General features: G+C 44.1%; 26 protein-coding genes, 1 tRNA gene and 1 pseudogene. 11 read left to right on the top strand and 17 right to left on the bottom strand.

Going from position 1 to position 24,539, the window contains the following annotated elements:
* Nucleotides 1-31: 31 nt before the first annotated feature.
* Nucleotides 32-1,678 (bottom strand): phosphoglucomutase (alpha-D-glucose-1,6-bisphosphate-dependent), encoded by a 1,647-nt coding sequence (pgm, locus tag P7F88_RS15815; protein WP_277826257.1) that lies wholly within the window; start codon nt 1,676-1,678, stop codon nt 32-34.
* Nucleotides 1,679-1,795: 117 nt separating this feature from the next.
* Nucleotides 1,796-2,371, bottom strand: coding sequence for a replication initiation negative regulator SeqA (gene seqA, locus P7F88_RS15810; protein ID WP_277826255.1), 576 nt, complete (start codon nt 2,369-2,371; stop codon nt 1,796-1,798).
* 130 nt (nt 2,372-2,501) lie between these two features.
* Between seqA and P7F88_RS15805 the strand changes: the two genes are divergently transcribed.
* The 3 genes from P7F88_RS15805 to fldA all read left to right on the top strand — a co-directional run bounded on the left by P7F88_RS15805 (nt 2,502) and on the right by fldA (nt 4,149).
* Nucleotides 2,502-3,272 carry an alpha/beta fold hydrolase gene (locus P7F88_RS15805; protein ID WP_277826253.1) on the top strand — a complete coding sequence of 257 codons (771 nt, stop codon included), beginning with the start codon at nt 2,502-2,504 and terminating at the stop codon, nt 3,270-3,272.
* An 80-nt stretch (nt 3,273-3,352) separates the two neighbouring features.
* Complete coding sequence (locus P7F88_RS15800; RefSeq protein ID WP_277826251.1) at nt 3,353-3,574, top strand: DUF2788 domain-containing protein; 222 nt, start codon at nt 3,353-3,355, stop codon at nt 3,572-3,574.
* 47 nt (nt 3,575-3,621) lie between these two features.
* Nucleotides 3,622-4,149 carry a flavodoxin FldA gene (gene fldA / locus P7F88_RS15795; RefSeq protein WP_277826249.1) on the top strand — a complete coding sequence of 176 codons (528 nt, stop codon included), beginning with the start codon at nt 3,622-3,624 and terminating at the stop codon, nt 4,147-4,149.
* Between the two features lie 35 nt (nt 4,150-4,184).
* Here fldA and P7F88_RS15790 read toward each other — a convergent pair whose 3' ends face one another.
* The gene (locus P7F88_RS15790; RefSeq protein WP_277826247.1) at nt 4,185-4,709 is read right to left on the bottom strand and encodes a DUF4442 domain-containing protein; all 525 of its coding nucleotides are present in this window, start codon (nt 4,707-4,709) and stop codon (nt 4,185-4,187) included.
* Between the two features lie 178 nt (nt 4,710-4,887).
* On the opposite strand from P7F88_RS15790, the gene fur reads away from it, so the two are divergent.
* Nucleotides 4,888-5,334: a ferric iron uptake transcriptional regulator gene (gene fur / locus P7F88_RS15785; protein ID WP_277826244.1), complete on the top strand. Its 447-nt coding sequence runs from the start codon at nt 4,888-4,890 to the stop codon at nt 5,332-5,334.
* Between the two features lie 90 nt (nt 5,335-5,424).
* On the opposite strand, the gene glnS is transcribed toward fur, so the two are convergent.
* The 5 genes from glnS to P7F88_RS15760 form a co-directional block, all read right to left on the bottom strand.
* A complete protein-coding gene (gene glnS, locus P7F88_RS15780; protein WP_277826242.1) occupies nt 5,425-7,098 on the bottom strand; it encodes a glutamine--tRNA ligase in 1,674 nt (557 codons plus the stop codon).
* A 450-nt stretch (nt 7,099-7,548) separates the two neighbouring features.
* Entirely contained in the window at nt 7,549-8,679 is a 1,131-nt protein-coding gene (locus P7F88_RS15775) for a flagellin (RefSeq protein ID WP_277826240.1), read from the bottom strand.
* Between the two features lie 246 nt (nt 8,680-8,925).
* Complete coding sequence (locus tag P7F88_RS15770) at nt 8,926-10,059, bottom strand: flagellin (protein WP_277826238.1); 1,134 nt, start codon at nt 10,057-10,059, stop codon at nt 8,926-8,928.
* A 169-nt stretch (nt 10,060-10,228) separates the two neighbouring features.
* A complete protein-coding gene (locus P7F88_RS15765) occupies nt 10,229-11,131 on the bottom strand; it encodes a Dyp-type peroxidase (protein WP_277826236.1) in 903 nt (300 codons plus the stop codon).
* Between the two features lie 126 nt (nt 11,132-11,257).
* The gene (locus P7F88_RS15760) at nt 11,258-11,716 is read right to left on the bottom strand and encodes a DUF2919 domain-containing protein (protein WP_277826234.1); all 459 of its coding nucleotides are present in this window, start codon (nt 11,714-11,716) and stop codon (nt 11,258-11,260) included.
* Between the two features lie 84 nt (nt 11,717-11,800).
* Here P7F88_RS15760 and P7F88_RS15755 point away from each other — a divergent pair, with 84 nt between their 5' ends.
* Both P7F88_RS15755 and P7F88_RS27235 read left to right on the top strand, forming a co-directional pair.
* A complete protein-coding gene (locus P7F88_RS15755) occupies nt 11,801-12,115 on the top strand; it encodes a DUF2956 family protein (RefSeq protein ID WP_479683702.1) in 315 nt (104 codons plus the stop codon).
* A pseudogene (locus P7F88_RS27235) lies at nt 12,088-12,153 on the top strand (DUF2956 domain-containing protein); the annotation flags it as partial. The gene P7F88_RS15755 and the pseudogene P7F88_RS27235, both read left to right, overlap by 28 nt.
* Nucleotides 12,154-12,398: 245 nt before the next feature.
* Here P7F88_RS27235 and P7F88_RS15750 read toward each other — a convergent pair.
* Nucleotides 12,399-12,475, bottom strand: a tRNA-Pro gene (locus P7F88_RS15750).
* Between the two features lie 344 nt (nt 12,476-12,819).
* Between P7F88_RS15750 and P7F88_RS15745 the strand changes: the two genes are divergently transcribed.
* From P7F88_RS15745 to rluF, 3 genes are all read left to right on the top strand, one after another.
* Nucleotides 12,820-12,960, top strand: a complete 141-nt coding sequence (locus tag P7F88_RS15745; RefSeq protein ID WP_277826232.1) for a DUF3149 domain-containing protein — start codon at nt 12,820-12,822, stop codon at nt 12,958-12,960.
* A 116-nt stretch (nt 12,961-13,076) separates the two neighbouring features.
* Nucleotides 13,077-13,658, top strand: a complete 582-nt coding sequence (smrA, locus tag P7F88_RS15740) for a DNA endonuclease SmrA (protein ID WP_277826230.1) — start codon at nt 13,077-13,079, stop codon at nt 13,656-13,658.
* Between the two features lie 89 nt (nt 13,659-13,747).
* On the top strand, nt 13,748-14,803 hold the full coding sequence (gene rluF, locus P7F88_RS15735) for a 23S rRNA pseudouridine(2604) synthase RluF (protein WP_277826228.1): 1,056 nt from the start codon (nt 13,748-13,750) through the stop codon (nt 14,801-14,803).
* Between the two features lie 79 nt (nt 14,804-14,882).
* On the opposite strand, the gene ybaK is transcribed toward rluF, so the two are convergent.
* The 8 genes from ybaK to hemA all read right to left on the bottom strand — a co-directional run bounded on the left by ybaK (nt 14,883) and on the right by hemA (nt 22,773).
* Nucleotides 14,883-15,356 carry a Cys-tRNA(Pro) deacylase gene (gene ybaK, locus P7F88_RS15730; RefSeq protein WP_277826226.1) on the bottom strand — a complete coding sequence of 158 codons (474 nt, stop codon included), beginning with the start codon at nt 15,354-15,356 and terminating at the stop codon, nt 14,883-14,885.
* A gap of 73 nt (nt 15,357-15,429) precedes the next feature.
* Entirely contained in the window at nt 15,430-17,085 is a 1,656-nt protein-coding gene (gene ushA, locus P7F88_RS15725) for a bifunctional UDP-sugar hydrolase/5'-nucleotidase UshA (RefSeq protein WP_277826224.1), read from the bottom strand.
* 353 nt (nt 17,086-17,438) lie between these two features.
* On the bottom strand, nt 17,439-18,290 hold the full coding sequence (kdsA, locus tag P7F88_RS15720; RefSeq protein ID WP_277826222.1) for a 3-deoxy-8-phosphooctulonate synthase: 852 nt from the start codon (nt 18,288-18,290) through the stop codon (nt 17,439-17,441).
* 27 nt (nt 18,291-18,317) lie between these two features.
* Nucleotides 18,318-19,127, bottom strand: coding sequence for a SirB1 family protein (locus P7F88_RS15715; RefSeq protein ID WP_277826220.1), 810 nt, complete (start codon nt 19,125-19,127; stop codon nt 18,318-18,320).
* A 3-nt stretch (nt 19,128-19,130) separates the two neighbouring features.
* A complete protein-coding gene (locus tag P7F88_RS15710; protein ID WP_277826218.1) occupies nt 19,131-19,514 on the bottom strand; it encodes a SirB2 family protein in 384 nt (127 codons plus the stop codon).
* A 37-nt stretch (nt 19,515-19,551) separates the two neighbouring features.
* Nucleotides 19,552-20,406 carry a peptide chain release factor N(5)-glutamine methyltransferase gene (gene prmC, locus P7F88_RS15705; protein WP_277826216.1) on the bottom strand — a complete coding sequence of 285 codons (855 nt, stop codon included), beginning with the start codon at nt 20,404-20,406 and terminating at the stop codon, nt 19,552-19,554.
* Between the two features lie 4 nt (nt 20,407-20,410).
* On the bottom strand, nt 20,411-21,499 hold the full coding sequence (prfA, locus tag P7F88_RS15700) for a peptide chain release factor 1 (protein WP_277826214.1): 1,089 nt from the start codon (nt 21,497-21,499) through the stop codon (nt 20,411-20,413).
* 8 nt (nt 21,500-21,507) lie between these two features.
* Nucleotides 21,508-22,773, bottom strand: coding sequence for a glutamyl-tRNA reductase (gene hemA / locus P7F88_RS15695; protein WP_277826212.1), 1,266 nt, complete (start codon nt 22,771-22,773; stop codon nt 21,508-21,510).
* Between the two features lie 276 nt (nt 22,774-23,049).
* Between hemA and lolB the strand changes: the two genes are divergently transcribed.
* Together lolB and ispE are read left to right on the top strand one after the other, a co-directional pair.
* Nucleotides 23,050-23,652 (top strand): lipoprotein insertase outer membrane protein LolB, encoded by a 603-nt coding sequence (gene lolB, locus P7F88_RS15690; RefSeq protein ID WP_277826210.1) that lies wholly within the window; start codon nt 23,050-23,052, stop codon nt 23,650-23,652.
* Between the two features lie 2 nt (nt 23,653-23,654).
* Nucleotides 23,655-24,527, top strand: a complete 873-nt coding sequence (gene ispE / locus P7F88_RS15685) for a 4-(cytidine 5'-diphospho)-2-C-methyl-D-erythritol kinase (RefSeq protein ID WP_277826208.1) — start codon at nt 23,655-23,657, stop codon at nt 24,525-24,527.
* Nucleotides 24,528-24,539 lie beyond the last annotated feature (12 nt).

Below are 24,539 nucleotides of genomic sequence, written 5' to 3'. Positions count from 1 at the left end.
GGACGAAATCCGTCCTGTAACCTATCGCCTATTACAGGCCAGCGTCAGCAAATACCTGATTTACAATTTCCTGAGCTTCTTTCTCAATCGCTTTCAGGTGTTCTTCACCTTTAAAGCTCTCACAGTAGATCTTGTAGATATCTTCAGTGCCAGAAGGACGAGCTGCGAACCAACCGTTTTCAGTTGTCACTTTCAGGCCACCGATAGCTGCGCCATTACCCGGAGCATTTGTCAGGCGAGCTGTTATTGCTTCACCAGCAAGCGTATCTGCAGAAACCATTTCAGGAGACATCTTCTTAAGAACATCTTTCTGCTCAGTGTTTGCTACAGCCTGAATACGGTTGTATGCAGAAGCGCCGTGTTTAGCAGCTAGTTCTTCGTAGTATTCCTGAGGATTCTTACCAGTAACCGCTGTGATTTCAGCAGCAAGAAGACAAAGGATAATACCGTCCTTATCTGTTGACCAAGGCGTACCATCTTTACGCAGGAACGATGCCCCTGCAGATTCTTCACCACCGAAGCCGAATGAGCCATTGTAAAGGCCATCTACAAACCACTTAAAGCCTACTGGCACTTCACATAGCTCACGGCCAAGATCAGCAACAACGCGGTCAATAAGAGCACTTGATACTAGAGTCTTACCCACTGCCACATCGCTAGCCCAACCTTCACGGTGACGGTATAGGTAGTCGATACACACAGCAAGGTAGTGGTTAGGGTTCATCAGGCCTTTTGGAGTTACGATACCGTGACGGTCGTAATCCGGGTCGTTACCGAATGCCAGAGCGTACTCATCTTTAAGAGCAAGCAGGCCAGCCATCGCGTAAGGCGAAGAACAGTCCATACGAACCACACCATCTTTATCCAGAGACATAAACTGGAAAGATGGGTCAACCGCTTCGCTTACCAGAGTAAGGTCAAGGTTGTATGTTTTAGCGATTGTACGCCAGTATTCAATACCTGAGCCACCTAGTGGATCAACACCAAGCTTAAGGCCTGCTTTCTGAATCGCTTCCATGTCGATAACGTTTACCAGGTCATCAACATATGGCTGAACAAGATCTACCTGCTTAAGCAGTTCGCTTGCTTTTGCTTCTTCAAGAGGCAAACGCTTAACGCCTTCAAGGCCAGCTGCGATAAGCTCGTTAGCGCGGTCTTCAATCGCTTGAGTCAGTTCACCTTCAGCTGGACCACCGTGTGGTGGGTTGTATTTGATACCACCGTCCTGAGGTGGGTTGTGAGACGGAGTAATTACAATACCATCTGCTTTTTTCTCATTCTTAACGTTGTGCGTAAGAATCGCGTGAGAGATACCTGGAGTTGGCGTATAGCCATTCTCTTCCTGAACAATAACTTCAACACCGTTTGCAATCAGTACTTCGATAGTCGAGTAGATCGCCGCTTCAGAAAGCGCATGGGTATCTTTACCTAAAAACAGTGGACCTGTTGTTCCTTTCTCTGCACGAACTTCTGCTACCGCCTGAGCAATCGCCAGAATATGGTTTTCGTTAAACGTAGATTTATCTGCTGTACCACGGTGCCCAGAAGTACCAAACTGGACTTTATGAGCCGGGTTAGTTGGGTCTGGTTGTAATAAGAAGTAGTTGGCAACCAAAGCGGGAATGTTGTGTAGATCTTCCTGCTGAGCCTTCTGCCCTGCGCGAGGATGCATAGCCATAAATAATCCTTTGAAAAAACACTAAAGCCTAAAAATAATAAAAGCCCCATAACGACGTTTGAGGACGGTTCATTATGGGGCCTAATCTTGCAACAAAGCTATGCTGTCAGTCAAAAACTATATGGAACTGCACACTTTTTCTATTAAATCGGCCTGAAAACCCATGCGAGTCATCAATTGCTCTGCCATCTGACGTTTTCGATTTGTATTATTGTTGGTAATTACCCAAAAAGGTGTGCCTGGAATAGCGCGTGGTTTTGTCGTTTTACCACTCTCTAAAAGCGTACTTTCGTTGTCCGCAAAATAAACACGTGTACGGCCTTTCACCTGCGTTGCTTCTGCAAAACTTGAATTATCTATACGATAAAGTGCAGACAGAACCTGCATAAATCTGTCGATAGCTTTTTTGCTTCCGGCAAACTCATCAGAAATTAGCAGTGAGCGCATCTCTTTCACGCCATCGATACTGGTCTCTTTTCCAGCATCCTTACTAACAACGATACCTTGTGGCTGCTCTGGCTTAGTCTCTTCAGAAACCGTTTCGGTAGGCATTGAAGCGTCTTTTCTTACAGTTTCACCGTTGTTATCAAAGCCTAGCAAGCGTCTAAGAATGTCAGATGCACTTTCACCAATGTGCTCCGTCTGACTAGCAATGTAACGGTAAAGATCCTCATCAACTTCAATTGTCTTCATTCGTATTCACAATCTCACTATTTTTAATATCTGGATGATTATATACTCAAGCCACATCAAGATGCGAGTGTCAGCAGAATATTTTAAGACGCTGATTTCTTTCATCGCAACATCATCATACAAAAATACAATGTCAGAAATGCTCAACTATAAACTGCAAGGCAGTGGTCCAAACGTTCTGCTAATTCACGGACTGTTTGGCAACCTAGACAATCTCGGCCTAATCGCCAGAGATCTCGTAACCGACTATCAGGTACTGAGTGTAGATCTACGCAACCACGGTCTCTCTTTTCATTCAGATGATCATACCTATCAGGCTATGACCGATGATATCTATGAGTTGGTAGCTCACCTTCATCTGGCTGATCTTCACGTAATCGGTCATTCGATGGGTGGAAAAGTCGCCATGCGTTTCGCGTCGGATCATGCTGATCTATGTAAAAGTATGATCGTAATGGATATGGCACCAGTAGCCTACAAACAGCGAAAGCACGACAATGTTTTTGCCGGGCTTCAGGCAGTAGTTGAAAGTAAACCGACCAAACGCTCCCAAGCGATGCAACTCATGGCACAGCACATAGAGATGGAAGGTGTAAGACAGTTTTTGGGTAAGTCTCTTTTTAGTAAAGATGGCTATCTTCAGTGGCGTTTTAATGTTCCTTCGATATTGAAAAACTACTGGAATATTCTCGGCTGGGAGACAATCAAGAACTGCGAAATCCCAACCCTGTTTCTTAAAGGAGCAAACTCAGATTATCTTACGCAGGAACATCAGCCTCTAGTCCAGCAACAGTTTTCGAATGCGAAGGCGCACGTCATCGCAAACACCGGACACTGGCTTCACGCAGAGAAGCCATCTGAGGTAATTAGAGCAATTCGTCGATTTCTGGTAAACAATTAACGAGTCAGTGACTGACCGCATTAACATTACCTTTTAACAGTGGTATAGTTCTGCCACTAAAATTGGCATCAGGGAATGGTATGCTTTACGAGTACTTTGATTTACTGGAATCTATCGGTCTGGATCTTCTTTTTGCTTCTATATTCCTGCTTATTGGACTAGCAATTAAAGATGTTCTTAAACAAGGTAATGTCCCAGTGTTTGGTCAACGTATCGTATGGGGAGTTCTCTGCTTAGGGTGTGCCGGCTTTGTAGCAAAAGGCCTAATCCAGCTAAGCTGGGAAGGTACTGGCCTGGGTTGAAACCCTCTGTCGCCAAGTTCAACAAATTCATAAATAGGTAATCATATATGGCAAGTGTAGGTCTCTTCTTTGGCAGTGATACTGGTAATACAGAAGCTGTTGCAAAGATGATTCAGAAGCAGCTAAGCAAGAAGCTGGTTCACGTTCAAGACATCGCTAAAAGCAGCAAAGAAGATATCGATAACTTCGATCTTCTGATTCTGGGTATCCCGACATGGTACTACGGTGAAGCACAGTGTGACTGGGATGACTTTTTCCCTGAGCTAGAAGCGATCGATTTCTCTACTAAGCTTGTCGCTATCTTTGGTTGTGGTGATCAGGAAGACTATGCAGAGTACTTCTGCGATGCTATGGGTAACATTCGCGATATCGTTGAAGAAAAAGGCGGTACTATTCTAGGTCACTGGCCGACTGAAGGCTATGAGTTCGAAGCCTCTAAAGCACTTGTTGATGACGAAACATTTGTTGGCCTGTGCATTGATGAAGATCGTCAACCAGAACTAACTGAAGAGCGTGTTACTAATTGGGTCAACCAGATCCATGAAGAAATGTGCTTATCAGAGCTTGAAGACTAATCGTAAAACAAGCTGTAGTAGTTTGAAGCGCCTCTTTACACAGAGGCGTTTTTTATTTCTTCTCCATCAACATCCTGCTTTACCTGTCTGTATTTAGGTTTTTTACGAACATATAGCGTTCTCTGAACTTCAGAGACCACCTCACCTCTGGCGTTTTTAACGTAGATCATAAACTCTGGAAAACACTTATCGCCATCTGCGGTTGTTCGCAGTATCTCATCCAGCACTTCCTGTGATATTTGAAATTCGGCGTATAAGTCAGAGCTACCCGGCTTTAGAAAATTGATGCTGGCCTCTTTGTCCCATACATAATATTGCTCTCCTAGAATTCCCATCAGCATTAGCGAATAAACCGGGTCGGTAAGAGAAAATATGCTTCCACCATACTGAGTTCGGTTAGCATTTTTGTTCCACCATCTCAGCTTCAATCTCATCTTAACTACTCGAAAGTCTTCGCTGATATGCCGGATACTGATCCCCGCTCCCCAAAAAGGAGGCCAAATATTCAATGCAAATTTTACAGTTCCAGGTTTATATACCCTGGCGAGATGTTTATTCATTGTTTTTTGTTAATCAATTGTTACTGGTCGGATCACAATATCTATGATTTTTATCTTAATATCAAATCTTTCTTATTAACCCTTTGAAGTTTGAGGTTTAATGTTCTTGCTCAGTAACCTATAATGACTCTAATTGTGACTGTTGAATCAGTTATGCAGTTCATCTACAGGAAAACATATGTCAGACAATAATAAAGCACTCAAGGATGCCGGGCTAAAAGTTACCCTACCAAGATTAAAGATTTTGGAAGTCCTTCAACAACCAGATTGCCAGCATATTAGCGCAGAAGAGCTGTATAAAAAGCTAATTGACCTTGGTGAAGAAATTGGACTTGCAACAGTTTACCGAGTGCTAAACCAGTTTGATGACGCAGGTATTGTCACACGCCACCACTTTGAAGGTGGTAAATCAGTATTTGAACTTTCAACACAGCACCATCACGACCACCTGGTTTGTCTGGACTGTGGCACTGTCATTGAATTTTCTGATGAGGTTATCGAAAATCGTCAGAAAGAGATCGCCTCTTCCTATGGTATTGAGCTAACCAACCACAGCTTATACCTTTACGGGAAATGTGCTGAAGGGGATTGTAAAAAAGACCCGAATCTCCACGAAAAAAAGTAAAGATACAAAAAACCAGCATTAAGCTGGTTTTTTTATGCTAACCAAAATTGGTCATTCCCGCACTAGCCGTGCGCCTTGACGGGAATCTATTTATTTAGCTTCAATCTTAGCCCATGTATCACGCAGGCCAACTGTACGGTTAAATACTAAAGCTTCTGGCTTTGAGTCTTTAACATCAGCACAGAAATAACCTGTGCGTTCAAACTGGTAACCTACTTCAGCTTCAGCCGCTTTCAGGCTTGGCTCAACAAAACCGTTCATCACAACCAGTGATTCAGGGTTAATTGTTGCTGCAAAGTCATCAGCCGCTGCTGGGTTAGGAACAGTAAACAGACGATCGTACAGACGAATCTCAGCCGGAACACCTTTATCCGCAGAAACCCAGTGAATAACACCTTTCACTTTACGGCCATCTGCCGGGTTCTTACCAAGTGTTTCATTATCGTAAGTACAGAAGATAGTTGTGATATTACCTTCTTCATCCTTTTCGATACGCTCAGCCTTAATAACGTATGCACCACGTAGACGAACTTCTTTACCCAGAACCAGACGCTTATACTTCTTGTTCGCTTCTTCGCGGAAGTCTTCACGTTCAATCCAGATTTCACGGGTAAACGGTACTTCACGCTCGCCCATTTCTGGTTTGTTCGGGTGGTTCGCAACGTTTAGCGTTTCGACTTCCCCTTCTGCAAAGTTTTCGATAACAATCTTCACAGGATCAAGAACGGCCATTGCACGCGCTGCGTTCTCGTTCAGATCGTCACGAATGCAAGACTCCAGAGAACCAAACTCGATCATGTTTTCTTGCTTAGTAACACCGATACGCTTACAGAACTCACGGATTGAAGCTGGCGTGAAACCACGGCGACGCAGACCAGAAATAGTTGGCATACGAGGGTCGTCCCAACCATTTACTAGTTCATCAACAACAAGCTGGTTTAGCTTACGCTTAGACATCACCGTGTATTCAAGATTCAGACGGCTAAATTCATACTGATGTGGCTGACACTCAATAGTGATATTCTCTAGTACCCAGTCGTATAAACGACGGTTGTCCTGGAATTCCAGTGTACATAGTGAGTGCGTAATGCCTTCCAGCGCATCCGAGATACAGTGAGTAAAGTCGTACATTGGGTAAATGAACCACTTGTCACCAGTCTGATGGTGTTCTGCGAAGCGCACACGATAGATTACCGGATCACGCATTACCATAAATGGTGAAGCCATATCGATCTTCGCACGAAGACATGCTGTACCTTCAGCAAACTCACCAGAGCGCATTTTTTCGAACAGCGCCAGGTTTTCTTCAACGCTACGATCACGGTATGGGCTATGCTTACCTGGTTCTGTTAGTGTGCCACGATATTCGCGAATTTGTTCAGGACTTAGCTCTTCTACGTACGCTAAGCCTTTATTAATCAGTTCGATAGCATATTCATATAGCTTGTCGAAGTAATTTGATGAATAACAGATGTCACCAGACCAATCAAAGCCTAGCCATTTAACATCGTTTTTGATCGACTCAACGTATTCGATATCTTCTTTTTCAGGGTTAGTATCATCAAAACGAAGATTACATTGTCCCTGGTAGTCCTGAGCAATTCCAAAGTTTAAGCAGATTGATTTCGCGTGACCGATATGCAGGTAGCCATTTGGCTCCGGTGGGAATCGAGTATGCACGCTAGTGTGTTTACCATCAGCCAGATCTTTATCGATAATTTGGCGGATGAAATTCGAAGGGCGAGCCTCAGCAGCTTCACTCATCTAAGCACCTCAGTTTTTTGGATTGTCAGAAATAATCGCTAATGATCCACGATTATGAGGAATTACACAATATAAACCGTATAAAAGTTAACGTTTTCTTTTTGATTGCGTAATTAGTATGCAGGTCGGCCCGTTAAACTCCGTATATTTGCCAATTATGCTCTATTCCGTCGAACCGCTATAGCGATATTTGTACCTGTAGCGACCATGGCTGTTTGGCATGTTCGCTACATAGAGCACAATAGGCAAACAACTAATCGATAGTATCCGGCACTGTCCGAATGTTTATCAGGTGTACTCTGTGGAATGAACATGCATGAGACTGAAATATCATTTGAACACAGAGCCACTTAGCGGTTCATGGAAGAGAGTATTCCTGATAAATATTATCGCAGAACAACAAAACCCCGGCGGCTGCCGGGTTTTGAATCTTCTCTACGATGCTCAATATTAGCCCAGTAGGCTTAGCGCTGAGTTCGGTGCCTGCTTCGCCTGAGCAAGGACTGAAGTTGATGCCTGCTGCAGAATCTGAGACTTAGTCATCGCTGTTGTTTCTTTCGCGAAGTCTGTGTCTTTGATTCGGCTCTTAGACGCATTCACGTTTTCGTTGATGTTGTCTAGGTTATTAATCGCATGGTCGAAACGGTTCTGGAATGCACCCAGCTCTGCTCGGTGTGAATCCACATATTTCAGTGCCGAGTCGATGATACCTACTGCTTCTTGTGAACCACCTACGGTTGTCACATCCAGCGTATCAACAGTGACTGCCTTGCCTTCACCCATACCTAGTTCGCCAGCGAGACTACCACCGAATGCCACTTCACCCTGAACCTTGTTGTTACCAGCGAATACCTGAAGGCGACCTTCTTCGTCTACCGATGCAGCCACAGAATCCTGCTGACCATTGATGTACGTTGCCAGCTCTTCGATGTCATCACCCTGCTTAGCATTGATGGTTACATTCTGCTCTGCTCCTGCATCATCAGTAAAGGAGATTGTCAGTGTAGAGTCTTGTGCTACACCCCAGTTCTGGTCTTTACCTTCTGTTGCTGCGTAAGATGTACCACCCATCATACGGTTATCTGAACGCATATCTTTCAGAGATAGCATTACCGCTTCACCGTTATCCGCACCAATCTGGAAAGACTTTGTACCGTGTGTACCGTTCAGAAGCTTGTTGCCACCGAAAGATGTGGTTTCTGCAATACGGTTCAGCTCGTCGTTCAGTGCCGTTACTTCTTCCTGAATCGCTACACGGTCTGCTTTTGAGTTCGCGCCGTTCGCTGATTGTAGGGACAAGTCACGCATACGCTGAAGGATGTTGGTGGTCTCGTTCATTGCACCTTCTGCTGTCTGTGCAATCGAGATACCGTCGTTCGCGTTTCGTACCGCTACGTCAAGGCCACGGCTCTGAACGTTCAAACGGTTAGAGATTTGAAGACCCGCTGCGTCGTCTTTCGCGCTATTAATCTTGAAGCCAGAAGACAGGCGTTCCATTGAACCATTCAGGTCATTCGCTGCATTGTTCAGGTGACGCTGAGCTGTCATTGCTGCTACGTTAGTATTTACATTCACTGCCATGGTGATTTCTCCAATTGATTTTCCGGTATAGCGGTTTCCGACGTCTCGGAAAACCAAGTAGTTCTCTCAAAGTTACTTTTATTAACGGCTCATCATGGGAAATCTTTAGATGTTTTTTTCTCTTTTTTATAAAAATATTCGTTTGATGGGTAAGATTTGATGAAAGGCATAAAAAGAACAAAAATCTTAAATTTATCGCTAAAGTTTTTAATAAACTTGCCGAGCGATAAACTCTGTATTTCTTAGTTAGCCTAATAAGGTCAGTGCCATATTAGGAGCTTGCTTAGCCTGAGCAAGTATTGATGTGCTTACCTGCTGGAGGATCTGCTGCTTTATCATTGCTGTTGTTTCTTTAGCAAAATCGGTGTCTTTTATTCTGCTGTTAGACGCAGCCAGGTTTTCGTGGATATTATTAAGATTATTTATCGCGTGATCGAATCGATTCTGGAATGCGCCCAACTCAGAGCGATGACTGTCGACAAACTTTAATGCACTATCAATTACAGATACAGCTCGTTGCGAGCCGCCAACTGTTGTTATATCGAGATCATTGACCGTCTCGAATTCCGGACTAGCCATCGACAACTCATTTGCCAGACCACCACTAAAACTGATCGTTCCCCCAGCTTTATCACCAGACATAAATATCTGAAGCTGACCATCCTCATTTACTGATGCGGATACCGCGTCTGTCTGGCCATTTATATAGGTTGCCAGTTCTTCAATATCGTCGCCTACGTTGGCTCTTATCTTAATGGTTTCTTCTCTGCCTTGTGCATTGGTAAAGCTCATATTAAACATATGGCTACCCTGTTTTACCGTCCAGGTATCATCCGCCTTCCCCTGTGCTACATACGAAAGGCCACCCATATCAAGCGTGTCCGAGCGCATATTCTTAAGGCCAACCTGAACGGCTTCACCGGAGTCTGCGCCTATCTGGAATGAAGCTTTAGCAAAGTTACCATTAAGTAGCTTACGACCACCAAATGATGTCGTTTCAGCAATTCTGTTTAATTCATCATTCAGAGCTGTCATCTCTTCCTGAAGCGCAACCCTGTCTGCTTTACTATTCGCACCATTAGAGGACTGAAGAGAAAGATCCCGCATTCTTTGCAGGATATTGGTAGTTTCGTTCATCGCGCCTTCTGCGGTTTGCATAATAGAAATGCCATCATTTGCATTTCTTACCGCCACATCGAGGCCACGCATTTGGGATTCTAGTCGATTAGATATCTGAAGGCCGGCAGCGTCATCTTTTGCGCTGTTAATACGACTACCTGACGACAAACGCTCAAGCGACTGGGTCAACTGATGAGTTGCCAGTCCAAGATGCCTTTGTGCCGTCAGTGCAGCGACGTTGGTATTAACATTTACAGCCATTGATGCCCGTTTTCCCCGAAACAGTTAAAAATAGGGTTCTCTGGGCTAGTATCGGCAAGGCGTTCAGAAACTTTAGGAAAATTAGTGACAGTTATTCGACGATAAGAACGAATCAGGCCGCTGAATAACTAACGGCCTGAATATCATGTTATTGCTAAAAAATTAGCTACTATTTAATTTCTAGCTTTTGAAGCATTCCTTCGGAAGGAGCAAAGAAGTAAGCGCCTGTCACCGCTTTAGTAAAGCGCAACATCTGGTCTGTTTTTCCATCGGTAACACCGTACATACTTTCCAGCATCACCTTGATATTGTGCAGAGTATTACAATAAGAGATAAACAGCAGGCCGTGGTCACCAGATACCGAACCGTACGGCAGGCTGTGGCGAACAATCTTCAATCCTTTACCTTCCTCTTTAATATCTACACGGCCCACATGTGAAGCTGCAGGTACATTATCCAGTTCGATAGAATCTGGCTTGGTACGACCAATGACTTTTTCCTGTGCAGACACAGATAAGCGGTTCCAGGCAGGAAGGTTATGAATAAAGCGTTGCGCCATCACATAGCTGCCACCAGCAAACTCACCTTCTGGAATAATAGCAACTTCCGCACGCTGTTCACCTTCAGGGTTTTCGGTTCCATCGACAAAATCCGTCATATCGCGGGAATCCAGGTAACGATAACCATAGGTTTCATCAACCACTTCAACCTGCTCTGAAATTGCAGCCATCAGTTTACGCATCACGTAGAAGTGAAGGTCGTGACGATTTGAATGGCAGTGAACAATGATGTCCACATCAGAAGCAGGAGCAATGATTTCACCTTCGCCCAGAGCTTCAAAAGGAATTAGCTCTTCAGGCATATTCTGATTTGTTTGCGACCAAAACGCATGAGTGAATGCAACAGACACCGTTAACTCAGCTTCTGGTTGAGTTTCATTGATCTCATTTACCAGTTGAGGCAATTTCTTAAGCTCTGCAAGGACGGCTGATGCATCGTTGCGAATTTTAAGTTGAGCGTATAGTGCGAATGGCCCTGCCTCAGGGACAATGGCTGATTGAGATACTGACATATAGGGGACTCTCTCCTTGATTATAAGATTGAGGCATTTAACCTCTGATCAGTCTACAACTTTGTTTTTGATAAAGTTTGATTTCCGTCATACTCCTGGTTTGAAATATGTATGATTAATAACCTGTTACTCAAGTATTGGGGCACGAAAACAATCTTTAACTCGTTTGCTTCTTAATACAAACAATAATAGCCATAATAAACCAACAAGAGAAATGGCATTGGGCCAACTAAATACACCTTTATCCAGTTGAATTTGATAAACCAGCAGAAATAGCTGAACAATAATGGTAAGCAGAGTTACGCTTTTTCCGTAAGAAAACAGCTTTACTACCATTTTTCGATCCTGATGCCTAAGCCCTAACAGCCAAAACAACACTATCGCTGGCGCGCCTGTTATTAAGCCCATATAAAGGGTTGAATGCACCGGATAAATTAGCTCAAGGATTCTCGCTCCTGTGTCTCGGCTTGCTCCTGCCATCACAAACACAACCCAGGCCTTTGCTAAAAATAACCAACCCAATTTAAGCCATACGGGTGCATTTAAAAAACCATTCTTGTCGTAATGTTCAATCGGATACCGCACTAATCCCTCTTAGAAGCTTACATCTCAAATCTCGATAGGTATGATAGATGAAAATAGAAGTGATTAAACTACGTGAATGTAAATATGAAAAAGAACAAGACGACAATCTCTGCAGAAACGCAAACTGAAGCAATGAAGATCGCCAAATCAACACAGAAACCCGGTCAAACAAAAGAGCAAACCAAGTTGATAGCCCAGGGCATCGAGAAGGGTATTGCACAGTACAAAAAGCAGCAAAAAGAGCGAGCACGACAGGCTGATAAAGCCAAAAAGAGAGAAAAAAAGCCAAAGAGCAGCAAGTCACGATTGAAACTGAAGCAACTTCTAAAGTTACTGAGGTTAGCTCCCAGGAGTCTGCAGGAAAATCAAACACATTACCGTGGGTACTGTTGCTTCTAAGCTGGATAGGATTTGCAGCATATATTTTTGTTGCTTAACGAGAAAGTCCCGCTACCGCTAGCGGGGCTTTGAAAGGTGATCGGTGAAGAGCCAATTCAAGGAACAGGCGAACCCCCGACCCTTTTGACCCAAAACGAAAAAACCTCGCTAGCGATAGCGAGGTTTCAATATATGGCCGGTGAAGAGGGATTTGATGGGACTGGCCTTCCAGCCCCCGACCAAAAGCTTTGCTTTTCAGATTCCAAATACGACAAAGCCCCGTCATACGACGAGGCTTTTAAAGTGGTCGGTGAAGAGGGATTCGAACCCCCGACCCTCTGGTCCCAAACCAGATGCGCTACCAAACTGCGCTATTCACCGATAATGTATTTTGTTAGGACGCTGTATCAGAGGGTCACCCTCTGGTCCGCTATTCCTAAACCCGGAGATGCGCTACCAAACTGCGCTATTCACCGAAATGTTCCGTATCAGGTTCTCCCTGAGAACGGAGCCGTATAATACGGATTCCTGACAAAGACGCAAGCCCTTTCTTGGATTTTTATTGCATCAAGCTCAAGTGTTCGTTTAACGCTCAAACTGTGATTAAAAACACAACAACACAAACAATTTCTTAACGTTATATCCACATTTGATCCAGATCATAACGAAAATAGGCGCATAGCTCTAAGTTAGTTCTTGTCGTCACTAACTTTGACGGAGGACTCATGGACTTTTGGCTCGATCTCCTTTTTGGCAATGCCGTTGGATTATCTTCAATGATAGTCATCTTTGGCGCTCTTGGTTTGATGCTGTTTTTCGGTGGTTTCTTCGTTTACAAAGCAGTGAGTGACAAATCTCCTCACTAGATCGCTTAGCAATTAAAGCTATTGCTCCGGAGTAAATTTGAATATTTGCTCCGGTTTTTCTATGGGCGCAATTTAATTTATACTCTAGTCATGCCATTCCTATATGAGATGAAGTTATGTCTCAAGATGACGATCTAGATCTATTCCAGCAAATGATGGGGGACGTTACCCCAATTAAAAACGATACTGCAGAACATCAGAAAAAGCATAAGGTTACTGATGCTCATATAGCTCGCCGAGAAGCCGCGATCTGGCTCAGTGAACAAGATCCCGAATACCTTTCGCTTGATAATGCTCCTATGGTTAGACCTGAAGATGTTATTGAGTATAAGCGCGATGGGGTTCAGGAAGGCGTTTTCCGCAAACTCCGGTTAGGAAAGTACCCTATTCAAGCCAGACTCGACCTACACAGGAAGTCACTGCAAGAGGCCAGAGACGAAATCGTTAAATTTCTCAAACAGTGTCTTCGGATGGACATTCGAACCGTCATTATTGTTCACGGTAAAGGTGAACGCTCAAATCCACCAGCTCTAATGAAGAGCTATACAGCTAGCTGGTTAAGCCAAATCAAAGATGTTATGTGCGTGCATAGTGCTCAGCAGTTTCATGGTGGAACCGGAGCTGTGTATGTGCTGCTTCGAAAGAGTGCCGAGAAGAAGGCTGAAAACCGGGAAAGACACCAAAAACGCATGGGATAAATAATCGCCTGTGCTACAATTCCATTAATTTTTAAAGCAACTGTATATCAGTTGCTTTTTTCATCGTTGTGAAACGCGGAGTCCCCTATATGTCACAAGAAACCACACCTCAAAACCATTCATCAAATAACGAAGCTAAACGCCTGAATAAGTTTATCAGTGAAACTGGCTATTGTTCACGTCGTGAAGCCGACAGGCTTATCGAACAAGGTCGAGTAACCATTAATGGTTCAGTACCTGAAATGGGTACCAAAGTATTCCCTGGTGACGAAGTTCTGGTAGATGGCAACCCTCTAAAGAAAAAAGAGAAGCCAATCTATATAGCTCTGAACAAACCAACAGGGATAACCTGTACCACTGAACGTGATGTCGAGGGAAATATCGTCGATTATATAGGGCATAAACAGCGAATCTTCCCAATCGGAAGACTGGATAAGCCTTCTGATGGCCTGATCTTTTTAACTAACGATGGCGATATCGTTAACAAGATTCTTAGGGCGGGCAACAACCACGAAAAAGAGTACGTGGTTCGCGTAGATAAACCAATTACTCAGGAGTTCATTAATAAGATGTCTTCGGGTGTTGATATTCTCGACACTACAACTTTGCCATGTAAAGTGTCCAAAGAGACTAAGTTCTCATTCAGAATCGTTCTGACTCAAGGCTTAAACCGCCAGATTCGCCGCATGTGTGAAGCACTGGGCTATGAGGTATTTAAGCTACGTCGTGTTCGCATTATGAATATCACTATTGATGGTATCCCAAATGGTAAATGGCGTTACCTTACCGACGATGAAGTTGCTGAAATCCTCAGGATGAGTGAGAGCTCTGTCGGTACTGAAGAAGCCTCAAAGGTAAATGCGAAAGGCCAGAGAATTAAGAAAGCAACCGACGCAAAACTATTCGACAGCAGGGAAGAGAATCAGACTTCAAAAGCAAGAAGAAACCAGAAGCCAAAACACCACACCTATGGCGGCAAGGGCGCTGATGAATTCAGGCATTCGCCGAAAAAAAGAGATACTCAAAAGCGTACGTCGGGTAACTCGTCCAGATCAGTACAAAACAATAAGCCTTCTGGCAACTCAAAACCATCAGCTTCTAAGCCAGCCAAACGAGTAACAGGAACGCTATCTCTTAAAAAGTGATAACTTTACTCATCATCTGACTGGTTATAGTGGAACAGACATACAAGGGCATGGATGCCCTTGTTTAAGCGAACACAGGTTACGCTGTTAACTCAACAAAGCTCCCACGGGTCAAAGAAGCTAGATCCGATGGCGATAACTCAATATCCAACCCTCGTTTACCACCGGATACTAAAACGGTTTGCTGTGGTTCCGCCGTCATGTCGATAAAAGTCGGTAATGCTTTTTTCTGGCCTAACGGGCTAATCCCACCAACAATATATCCTGTGGTTTTCTGCGCGATATCCGGGTCAGCCATATCCGCTTTCTTGGCCTTCATCGCCTTTGCTGCGTTCTTCAGGTTTAACTTGGCATCAACAGGGATAATGGCCACTGCCAGATTTCTAGGCTCACCATTTACGCAAAACAGCAAGGTTTTAAATACCTGTTTAGGATCCATCCCCAGCAGTTCTGCTGCTTCCATACCATAACTCTGACAATTGGGATCATGCTGATACTGACGGATGATATGAGAGATTTTTTTCTTTTTAAGTAAATTAATAGCGGGAGTCATAGCGCACCTAAACAAAAAAGACGGTGTAAAAACACCGCCTTAATCTACGCTTATATGACTTTATTGGTCAAGCTTACTTGTAAACCATCTCACCTTTTGGTGCGAACTTGTTTACATCAACTGGAGAGTTTTCTTCCAGGAATGCTTTAAGTACTTCTGCATCCACAAAGCCTGTGTTCACGTAACCAGGGTGACCCGTTAGCTTAGGATATCCGTCACCACCTGATGCGTTAAAACTAGGTACTGTGAAGCGATATGTCTTCGCCATATCCAGAGGCTCACCACCAACCTTCACATCACTTACTTTACCGTTTTCGACTGTCATCGAAATACCAGCAAACTGAGCGTATGCACCTGAATCAACTGGCTTAGTTGCTACAACATTCAGGTAATCAAGTACTTCTTTACCAGACATATCAGTGTAAGTGATTGCGTTACCAAACGGCTGTACAGTCAATACGTCTTTATAGGTAATGTCACCTTCGTCCATAGACGCACGAACACCACCGGAGTTCATTACACCGAAGTCGGCTTTTGCACGCTCCATCTGAGCCGTTGCAATCAGGCGACCAAGGTTAGTCTGGTTGAAACGAACGATGTTACGCTCACCTTCCAGGCGACCATTTGTCTCAGCGATTTTAACGCTAAGTTGTTCTTGACCTTTCTCCTGATATGGCTGAAGGAATGCTAGCACTTCTGGATCTTGTGCGATTTCTTCTTCGATAAAGACGCGTTTCTTCTTACCATCCACCTTAATTTTCTTCTTAAGGTTTACAGGGATAAGATCGTAGCTCACCATCTCTAGCTCACCGTTTACAAACTCAAAGTCTGCACGACCTACGTATTTACCCCACTCATGAGCCTGTACGATCCAGGTTCCATTCTGATTGTCTGGTTTACAGTCTTCACCTGGCTTGAAGTTCTTGTTGTACATGTTTGGACCTTCCATGCACACAGGTTCCTGAGAGTGACCACCTACGATCATGTCCAGAGAACCTTCATCCAGATAACGGGCAAGCGCAACGTCACCAGGAGCATTTACACCACGGTTACCGTTTTCGTAGTGGCCCATGTGTGTTACTGCGAAAATAAGATCTGGCTTTTCAGTTTTCTCTAGTTCAGCGATCAGCTTCTTAGCTTCTTCTTTTGGATCACGGAAGTCTAATCCACTAATGAACTCAGGGTTACCAATTTTCATGGTGTCTTCTGTAGTTAAACCAATAACCGCAATCTTAAGACCCTGTTTTTCAAACATCTGGTAAGCCTGGTACTTGCGCTCACCAGTTTCTTTATCATAGATGTTTGCGGACATCATTGGGAAGTTTGCCCAGTCAATCTGCTGTTGTAGCACCTCGAGCGGGTTATCAAACTCGTGGTTACCTAACGCCATTGCATCGTAACCAAGTAAATTCATACCTTTGAAATCAGGCTCAGCATCCTGAAGATCAGACTCTGGCACACCAGTGTTAATATCACCACCAGAAAGAAGCAATACGCTTCCACCTTCTGCTTCAATTTCTGCACGCAGTTCATCAATCAATGTCTTGCGAGCAGCCATACCATACTCACCATATTTGTTCTGCCAGAAGCGACCATGGTGGTCATTGGTATGCAGTACAGTTAGCTTGTAAGTTTGGTCTTCTTCCCAGTTAGGACCAGAAGCGCAACCAGCCAACACAGCTAATACCGCAGCACTTACTGCTGATTTAAAAACTAGGCGTTCCTTCATGTTTTCACCTTTTCTATTGAGGGGACTGACAAGTGCAAAAAGCACCTGAGAGATTACCCAAATACGTAATCCCATTTACTATTTCTGTTGTCAAATATCACTATAGTTACAGTTAGCCTTAGCCGCTATAAATACAGTTAAAATACGATTTCATCGCCACAAAAACTTTGCGCATGAAATATGACAGATAGATGACAGACAAACTGTGATTGCAAGCTAAAAACATCACTCGCAAACATTTGCCACAGGAATGATTTCCCATTTCTGTTGATTTCACAAGATATATCACACAAATAGATGCAAAAAAGCCGACCTTATACGGTCGGCTCTGGAAGAAAAAGTGTAACTTATCGTTACTTGATATCGATATGCTCGAAGCCTTTGATCAGATCGTCTAGTGCTTTCATTTGAGCCAAAAACGGCTCCAGCTTATCTAGTGGTAAAGCAGAAGGACCATCACATCTAGCTTGATCTGGGTTAGGGTGCGCTTCGATAAACAAACCAGCAATACCCGTTGCTAAACCTGCCTTAGCCAGTTCAACAGTCTGCTCTCGGCGACCACCTGAAGCAGCACCACTTGGATCGCGCATCTGAAGGGAGTGAGTTACATCAAAGATAATCGGGCTACCTTTCGATGCTTTCTTCATAACACCAAAGCCAAGCATATCAACCACTAGGTTGTCGTAGCCATGACAAGAGCCACGCTCACAAAGAATGATATTGTCGTTTCCACACTCACCAAACTTCTCAACAATGTTCCCTACCTGCCCTGGGCTCATAAACTGAGGCTTCTTAACGTTAATTACAGCGCCTGTTTTTGCCATGGCCTCAACCAGATCAGTCTGGCGAGCAAGGAATGCAGGTAGCTGAATAACGTCTACTACATCAGCAACTGGCTGTGCCTGTTCTTCAGTGTGCACATCCGTAATCACCTTTACGCCAAAGGTATCTTTCAGTTCCTGGAAGATTTTCATCCCTTCTTCAAGGCCAGGACCACGATATGAGTGTACGGAACTACGGTTCGCTTTATCGAAAGAAGCCTTAAATACATATGGAATGCCTAGCTTCTCTGTCACTTTCACATAGTGCTCACAGATCTGCATCGCAAGATCGCGTGATTCAAGTACGTTCATCCCTGCAAATAGGGTAAATGGCTTGTCGTTCGCAACAGGAATGTCACCAACGTGAACGATTTTTTGATCCATTTTCTTCTCTCTAAATTCAGTTTCTAATTAATGAAAAACAGTCGGTGTTTCATTGAGTGCCTTTACCTGAGCTTTTAGCAGTTCTGCCGCAGGATCTTCCGGGCATTGATCGATAAAAAACTCATAATCCGATTTCGCTACCTGGTGACAATCAAGTTGCTGATAGATGAAACCTCTGTCTCTGATCTCATACGGATCATCAGGAACAAACGTCAACGCTAAATCAGTACACTTCAACGCCAAAGTGTAGCGCTCTTCTCTTAACAAAGCGCTTTTAATTATTGCCAGCCAACGGCCAATCACTGTTGGGTTGTCTGCTGACTGCAGGTGTTCTGCTTCAAGTTTCGCCAGCGGACCCTCGTGCCCGATTAACCAGGCACCCAGTACTTTTTCAGCAACATACTCACCGTTAAACGGGTTAATATACTGAGCACGTTCATCGTGCCAATTCACTTTAACAATAAACTGAGTAGGAAATGCAACGCCTTCTACTGGTAGCCCAAGCTTGCGTCCAAAGTAGAGCAGCAGCGCGCCAAGGCTAACTGGTATGCCTTTTCTTCTTTCCAGCACTTTATCCATAAAGGTATTTTCTGAAGAAAAGTAAGCGTCTGCGTCGCCAGAAAATTTCCATTCGTGATAGAACAGGCGTAGGAATGATTCAAACTTTTGTTTTTCATCGGTCTCATGAACAAGAGACAACTCCGCATCTTTTAGCAGCCTGTTTAGTTCTTGTTCTGCCCACTGGACCTCTGTTTCAGGATTAATCGCGACATTTAACGCCAAAGCACCTTCCACCAACTCCATGTTGTCCAGGTCTTCATCAAACAAATCAAACATCGCTTACCCCATTAATGCAGGTATTTTGGTCACCGCAATTCGTCCTGCCATAAATAGCCAGCCAAGAGCACCAAAAAAAGCAAAGGTACGGATTAATTTACCCTTGGCCATTCGAAGGGTGAACATAGCCAACGCAAAGTAGGCAAGGATACAGGTCACTTTTTCTGTGAACCACTCGGTACCAGCAGTAAATGGAACAAATCCTAGAGTAAACACCAGTGCAATACCGGACACTAGCAATACTGAATCGACTATATGTGGCGTTACCTTCAGAATCTTGGCGTTTACTTTGCTTGAATCAGCCATGATAAGTGCGTAACGAATAGATAAAAGAATCGCACTTAGAGCAATAGCTACTAGATGAATATGTTTTAAGGCAAAATACATTTGTTCTCGCTTATTTTATTTTGTCCTGATACTTCTCTTAACCGAAAAACTGACCCATGGTCACTCGATCGTTTCCGGCATAATCTTTTTCTGTAGACACATCGCTGTAACCTAATTCTTTCATCAAGTTACGAACATCTGACCCCTGTTCAAAACCGTGTTCAAACATCAACCAACCGCCGGTATCAATATGAACCCGTGCCTCTGTTGCAATGTGCCTGATATCCGCAAGACCTTTCTCTTCCGCAACCAGAGCAGAAAGTGGTTCAAAACGAACATCTCCCTGCGTCAAATGCGGGTCGTCTTTTTCTATATACGGCGGATTTGAAACAATTAAAGCAAACTTTGTTCCGTTTTCAACAGGCTCAAACCAACTGCCCTGAAGAAAACGACAGTTTTTGATTCCAAGGTTACTAGCGTTTTCAGTTGCCAGGCGCTGAGCTTCTTGCCTGATATCAATACCAACAACATTCGCAGTAGGTAGCTCAGAAGCTAAAGCAAGAGCAATAGCACCTGTACCTGTGCCTAGATCAAGAATTGAGGCCACACCTTGCGGGGCTTTATCCAGCGCCAGTTCTACCAACCTCTCAGTATCCGGTCTTGGTATCAATGTAGAAGGAGAAACTTTCAAAGGAAGAGACCAGAACTCTCTCTCTCCGGTAATGTACGCGATAGGTTCGCCAGAAATCCGACGGTCTAATAATAGGCGGAAAGATTTCTGCTGCGATTCATCCAGCGCTTTATCAGGCCAGGTGAGTAGATAGCTTCTTGGTTTGTCCAGAACGTGGCAAAGAAGTACCGCTGCATCCAAAGACGGCGATTCGGTTCCACTTAACTGTAGTTCCGCAATAGCCGCCTTCAGAGATTGCTCAATGGAGGGTTGTGTATCCATTAAATTAGTTTTGTTCCGCAAGAGCCGCTAGCTGATCAGCCTGATGCTCCTGAAGTACAGGATCAACCAAGCTCTGCAGGTCGCCTTCCATAACTTCATTCAGACGGTAAAGCGTAAGGTTGATACGGTGGTCAGAAACACGACCCTGAGGATAGTTATAGGTGCGGATACGGTCACTTCGGTCACCACTACCTAAAAGGTTACGTCTTGTATCAGAAACTTCTGCTGCACGACGCTCCTGTTCAGCCTGTACGATTCGGGCTGCAAGTACAGACATCGCTTTCGCTTTGTTTTTGTGCTGAGAACGCTCATCCTGACACTCTACTACTGTACCGGTTGGTAAGTGAGTAATACGGATTGCAGAGTCCGTGGTGTTTACGTGCTGACCACCAGCACCTGATGCACGGAAGGTATCAATCTTCAGGTCTGCCGCTTTAATTTCCGGCAGATCCGCTTCAGGGATCTCCGCCATAACCGCTACAGTACAAGCTGATGTATGAACACGCCCCTGAGACTCTGTAGCAGGTACACGCTGAACACGGTGGCCGCCAGATTCAAACTTAAGGATACCGTATGCACCATCGCCATTAACCTTAGCGATCATCTCTTTATAGCCACCCTGCTCTGATTCGTTAGAGCTCATGACTTCAATGCGCCAGCCCTGCTTTTCCGCATATTTACTGTACATACGGAACAGATCACCCGCGAAAATTCCTGCTTCATCACCACCGGCACCGGCACGGATTTCCAGGAAGCAGTTACGCTCGTCATTTGGATCTTTAGGCAGCAGCAGAATCTGCAGCTCATCGGCCAGGCGCTCGATTGCCGCTTTAGATTCTTTGATCTCTTCCTGCGCCATTTCGCGCATTTCTTCATCGTCTTCGTTTGCCATTTCCTCAGCAGCAAGCAGATCTTCCTGAGCCTGTTGGTATGACTGGAAGCACTTAGTCACTTCTTCCAGCTGAGAATATTCTTTAGATAAAGCACGAAATTTGTCTTGGTCACCTATAATTTCAGGATCACCAAGAAGATGCTGAACTTCCTCATATCGTTCTACAAGGGTTTCCAGCTTAGTTAGAATGGACGGTTTCATAATCTTCTTTAATTCTGTTGTAGGTCCTCTAGACCTAAAGCCTGTCTTATGACAGAAAGCTTATCAGGCTCACCTCGTTCAGCCGCCTGTTGCAGGGCTCGTGTAGGAGCATGGATAAGCTTGTTAGTTAACTTATTGCTTAGTTCTAGCAGTACTTTCTCTGGATCACCACCTGACTGCAAACTCTGAAGGCTTTTAGTCAAAAGCTCTTCTCTGGTCTCATTTGCTGCAGTGCGGAAATCCCTAATACTATCGACAGCCTGAAGGGAGCGAAGCCATGTCATAAATGCGGCACTCTCTTCGGTTACAATTGCTTCAGCTTCGATAGCTTCTACTTTTCGTTGTTCTATATTTTGCTCAACGATAGATTGCAAATCGTCGACAGTATATAGATAAACGTCCCTCAACTCACCTACTTGCTGCTCAACATCTCGAGGAACCGCAATATCTACGATCAACATGGGTTGATGTCTACGCTGTTTGATAGCGGTTTCAACCATACCTTTACCAATAATAGGCAGTGGACTGGCTGTCGAACTAATAACAATATCGGCGCGATGTAAGTGCTCAGGAATTTCAGAAAGGCTGATAACTTCAGCGTTGAACTCTTCAGCTAAACCAAGCGCCCGCTCTCGGGTTCGGTTGGCGACAATCATACTCTCACAGCCGTTGTCTGCAAGATGCTTAGCCACAAGCTCAATTGTTTCGCCAGCACCAACAAGAAGAACCGTAGATTCACTCAACGACTCAAAGATATGTTTCGCTAACGTACAGGCCGCATAAGCCACAGAAACTGCGGCACCACCTATTTCGGTTTCTGTTCTTACACGTTTAGCCACCGAAAAGGTTTTCTGGAACAGCTTCTCCATCGTGCCATCAACAGCTTTGTATTCACGCGCACTGGTATAAGCTTGTTTAACCTGCCCAAGGATTTGAGGCTCACCCAATACAAGTGAGTCAAGGCCACAGGATACTCTCATCAGATGTTTAATCGCAGCCTGCTCCTCGTGGATATAGAGGCTGGACATAAGCTCTTCAGGAGTGATTTGATGAAACTGAGTCAACCAATCGATAACCTTATTCTTGCAAGCTTTCTTAACGTCGCAATAAATTTCTGTACGATTACAGGTAGAGACAATTACGCCGCTATTTACATTTGCATCTGATTCTAATTGTTTATGCGCTTCAGTTAATTTTTCTGGTGAAAAAGCAACCTTTTCTCGCAACTCAACCGACGCTGTATTGTGATTGATACCAATAGCAAGCAAAGACATGTGTATAGAATTCTCGATTTGGAACACAGACAAAGAAGGAATTTTACTTGATGGCTCAATCTAATAAAAGTGCGTTGCTTCACTGTTTTCCTTAGTTCGTGACCTAAAACCGTCTGTGTGCGGTATCTGTACAGCACAGTTCTGAAGAATTACCCCTAAAGGGTTAGGAAATAATAGAAAATGCTCATTTGACACGCAAATAACCTGAGACTTATTTTCATTTGGATTGAGTGGTATAGTTTGCAGCTAATACGTTCAGCTGATTTTTTGCCGCTAATGAAGACTCTATTTCGATTTTTTCTCTGTTTGTTCCCCGTTTTGTTACTTACCGCCTGTGAAACTGCGCCAAAAGAATCAACTCTAAGTGTAGAGTGGCAGAAGCATGAGGGGCTGCTAGCACAAATAGACCATTTTCAGGCATCCGGTAAACTTGGCTATAAAAGTCCGGATGTAAAGCAGAGCCTGAATTTTATCTGGAACCATTCTCCTGACAAAAGCCAACTTCGTTTAACCACCTTTCTTGGAAAAACCGTACTTAACCTGACAATGACACCGGAAGGCGCAACGGTTATCGATATCGACGGTAATGAATATCAGGATAAAAACGCCACTATGCTGGTATACAAGTTAACCGGGCTGGTTATCCCGGTTACCTATATGCAGGATTGGTTAAAAGGCCGGCCAACTGAGGCAGATGACTTCGTGTTAAAACAAGATACCAATACTCTTTCATCACTATCAAAGAAGCTTGGCAGTCAGTTCTGGAACCTTGAATACACCAGCTACCAGGCAGTAAATAGCATACCGCTACCCTATGCGATGAATCTGACTCAAAGTGACACTTCATTAAAAATTGTTGTATCTAAGTGGAAAATTTAACCATGATCCAGGGCACTACTTATTGGCCTTCTCCGGCTAAACTCAACCTTTTCTTATATATCACTGGCCGTCGTGACAATGGTTATCATGACTTACAAACGCTATTTCAGTTTCTCGATTATGGTGACGAACTGACCATTCAGGCAACAAAAGAACCAGAAATAGTTATAACGCCTGAAATTAAGGATCTTGCCGTAGAAGACAACCTGATATGGAAGGCCGCTAAAGCATTGCAAAACAAGGCTAGCTGTCGATTTGGTGCAACAATAGATCTAAAGAAGATCCTTCCAATGGGGGGCGGCATTGGTGGTGGTTCTTCTAATGCAGCTACGGCTCTGGTGGCTCTTAACTATTTATGGCAAACCAACCTTTCAGAAGATGAACTAGCAGAAATTGGCTTAAAGCTAGGGGCAGACGTTCCGGTATTTGTACGTGGTTTCGCCGCTTTCGCCGAAGGTGTGGGTGAAAAACTTGAAAAAGTGAGCCCTGACGAAAAATGGTATCTGGTTGTAAGGCCGGATGTCAGTATCTCGACAGCAGAAATTTTTAATCATCCAGAGCTCACTCGTAACACGCCAAAGCGAGGCTGTACCGAATTGTTAACTGGATCATACGAAAACGATTGCGAAAAAATCGTACGATTAACGTATCCAGAGGTTGATAAGCAACTTTCATGGCTGCTACAATACGCGCCGTCAAGATTGACGGGTACCGGATCATGCGTTTTTGCTGAATTTTCAAGCAAAACTAGCGCAGAAAATGCCCGTAAACAACTTCCTGACGATGTCTCTGCATTTGTTGCTCAGGGGAAAAATATTTCACCTTTGAGTAAGAGACTGTCTGAATATAAATCAGACATCATCCAACCGATTTAAAAAACTGGACGC

The sequence above is a fragment of the Vibrio hannami genome (genome assembly GCF_029589055.1).
Taxonomy (GTDB): domain Bacteria; phylum Pseudomonadota; class Gammaproteobacteria; order Enterobacterales; family Vibrionaceae; genus Vibrio; species Vibrio hannami.
This window is presented reverse-complemented; position numbering and strand designations above follow the sequence as displayed.

Excerpts from the sequence above, each read along its gene's own strand:
- P7F88_RS15790 (WP_277826247.1), bottom strand. The coding sequence starts at position 4,709 with ATGAATAAACATCTCGCCAGGGTATATAAACCTGGAACTGTAAAATTT.
- kdsA (WP_277826222.1), bottom strand. The coding sequence starts at position 18,290 with ATGGATCAAAAAATCGTTCACGTTGGTGACATTCCTGTTGCGAACGAC.
- P7F88_RS15775 (WP_277826240.1), bottom strand. The coding sequence starts at position 8,679 with ATGGCAGTGAATGTAAATACTAACGTAGCAGCAATGACAGCTCAGCGT.
- hemA (WP_277826212.1), bottom strand. The coding sequence starts at position 22,773 with ATGTCTTTGCTTGCTATTGGTATCAATCACAATACAGCGTCGGTTGAG.
- ispE (WP_277826208.1), top strand. The coding sequence starts at position 23,655 with ATGATCCAGGGCACTACTTATTGGCCTTCTCCGGCTAAACTCAACCTT.
- fldA (WP_277826249.1), top strand. The coding sequence starts at position 3,622 with ATGGCAAGTGTAGGTCTCTTCTTTGGCAGTGATACTGGTAATACAGAA.
- smrA (WP_277826230.1), top strand. The coding sequence starts at position 13,077 with ATGTCTCAAGATGACGATCTAGATCTATTCCAGCAAATGATGGGGGAC.
- glnS (WP_277826242.1), bottom strand. The coding sequence starts at position 7,098 with ATGAGTGAAGCTGCTGAGGCTCGCCCTTCGAATTTCATCCGCCAAATT.
- P7F88_RS15710 (WP_277826218.1), bottom strand. The coding sequence starts at position 19,514 with ATGTATTTTGCCTTAAAACATATTCATCTAGTAGCTATTGCTCTAAGT.
- seqA (WP_277826255.1), bottom strand. The coding sequence starts at position 2,371 with ATGAAGACAATTGAAGTTGATGAGGATCTTTACCGTTACATTGCTAGT.
- prfA (WP_277826214.1), bottom strand. The coding sequence starts at position 21,499 with ATGAAACCGTCCATTCTAACTAAGCTGGAAACCCTTGTAGAACGATAT.
- P7F88_RS15805 (WP_277826253.1), top strand. The coding sequence starts at position 2,502 with ATGTCAGAAATGCTCAACTATAAACTGCAAGGCAGTGGTCCAAACGTT.
- P7F88_RS15800 (WP_277826251.1), top strand. The coding sequence starts at position 3,353 with ATGCTTTACGAGTACTTTGATTTACTGGAATCTATCGGTCTGGATCTT.
- P7F88_RS15715 (WP_277826220.1), bottom strand. The coding sequence starts at position 19,127 with ATGTTTGATTTGTTTGATGAAGACCTGGACAACATGGAGTTGGTGGAA.
- P7F88_RS15765 (WP_277826236.1), bottom strand. The coding sequence starts at position 11,131 with ATGTCAGTATCTCAATCAGCCATTGTCCCTGAGGCAGGGCCATTCGCA.
- ushA (WP_277826224.1), bottom strand. The coding sequence starts at position 17,085 with ATGAAGGAACGCCTAGTTTTTAAATCAGCAGTAAGTGCTGCGGTATTA.
- fur (WP_277826244.1), top strand. The coding sequence starts at position 4,888 with ATGTCAGACAATAATAAAGCACTCAAGGATGCCGGGCTAAAAGTTACC.
- ybaK (WP_277826226.1), bottom strand. The coding sequence starts at position 15,356 with ATGACTCCCGCTATTAATTTACTTAAAAAGAAAAAAATCTCTCATATC.
- P7F88_RS15755 (WP_479683702.1), top strand. The coding sequence starts at position 11,801 with ATGAAAAAGAACAAGACGACAATCTCTGCAGAAACGCAAACTGAAGCA.
- rluF (WP_277826228.1), top strand. The coding sequence starts at position 13,748 with ATGTCACAAGAAACCACACCTCAAAACCATTCATCAAATAACGAAGCT.
- pgm (WP_277826257.1), bottom strand. The coding sequence starts at position 1,678 with ATGGCTATGCATCCTCGCGCAGGGCAGAAGGCTCAGCAGGAAGATCTA.
- lolB (WP_277826210.1), top strand. The coding sequence starts at position 23,050 with ATGAAGACTCTATTTCGATTTTTTCTCTGTTTGTTCCCCGTTTTGTTA.
- prmC (WP_277826216.1), bottom strand. The coding sequence starts at position 20,406 with ATGGATACACAACCCTCCATTGAGCAATCTCTGAAGGCGGCTATTGCG.
- P7F88_RS15770 (WP_277826238.1), bottom strand. The coding sequence starts at position 10,059 with ATGGCTGTAAATGTTAATACCAACGTCGCTGCACTGACGGCACAAAGG.
- P7F88_RS15745 (WP_277826232.1), top strand. The coding sequence starts at position 12,820 with ATGGACTTTTGGCTCGATCTCCTTTTTGGCAATGCCGTTGGATTATCT.